Genomic DNA, 936 nt, shown 5'->3' with positions numbered 1-936 from the left:
GGTAGAGTAAATGATGCAGTTGTTTAGTGGAAGTTCACACTCTTATCTGGGGGGGGCTGTTTAACTTGCTGTTGTGAAGCTGTCAGCGTGGCCGCTGACTTATAAGTAGGCCCAGCCCGCTAGCGACCATCGTGTGGGGGCCGGTAGCTAGAAACTACCGGCTACCCGACTTATGTATTGTATTAACTGCATTGTAGGCACGATTTTAATTTTTATTGAAATCAATGTTTACCCTTAATCTTGGTAACTATCTCATCAATTAATTCAGCAGGTAATAACGATTTAGACAAGTATTGCTGCCCCCCAGATTTAGCCACCAAAATAAGCCCTAAATCGGTTTCAATAATACGCTCGATATCTGTCCACAACAGAGCTGTTATCGTATAAGGATTCTGTGTCTGGATTCCATCCTTATCTATGGTTAATTTCACTTCACTACCGGCACTTTTCCCAAGCATCTGCCGTGCTAACCACCAAGCTCGTCGAAATCGAATGTGAATCAATTCCAGCACGCCTAATGCAATTAACGTGCAACCTGCGATCTTAGGTTGCTCAATAAATAACAGTAATCCCGCACCAGAAGATAATAATAATATAGGAAAAAGATAATTGGGCTTGACATTTTTCCCATAGGGTAGAGACTGATCAAAGCATTCGGCAAGGAAATCTCTAGATAAGGTAAATTGAGTATTAAAAGGCTGCATAAAAACAACTTATTGTGTCTGGTAAATTTGTCGTAGCACTACAGTGAGTGTCAGGATGATTCTTTAAAGCTAATGTCAGTTACGCCACATCTCTCAATAAGACCTCGACTTAGCCCCACATAACGCCTTTAGCAACGGCAAATTACGGAATCGAAGGCGTAGTAATTTGTCCTTGCCTAAACTTGGTACGCCCAGCATGGGCGTGAACTAATGGGGTGAAAGTCCCCTGTAG

Annotated in this window: 1 protein-coding gene; it reads right to left on the bottom strand. The window is 42.4% G+C overall.

The window, feature by feature from the left end; genetic code table 11:
• Positions 1-221: 221 nt before the first annotated feature.
• Positions 222-704, bottom strand: a complete 483-nt coding sequence (locus MO867_RS22260) for a YcxB family protein (RefSeq protein ID WP_252473247.1) — start codon at positions 702-704, stop codon at positions 222-224.
• Positions 705-936 lie beyond the last annotated feature (232 nt).

Origin of the sequence: Microbulbifer okhotskensis (assembly GCF_023895975.1) — a bacterium.
Classification (GTDB): Bacteria; Pseudomonadota; Gammaproteobacteria; order Pseudomonadales; family Cellvibrionaceae; genus Microbulbifer; species Microbulbifer okhotskensis.
This window is presented reverse-complemented; position numbering and strand designations above follow the sequence as displayed.

Bases quoted from the DNA above. Each gene is read 5' to 3' on its own strand.
- MO867_RS22260 (WP_252473247.1), bottom strand. From the start codon at position 704: ATGCAGCCTTTTAATACTCAATTTACCTTATCTAGAGATTTCCTTGCC.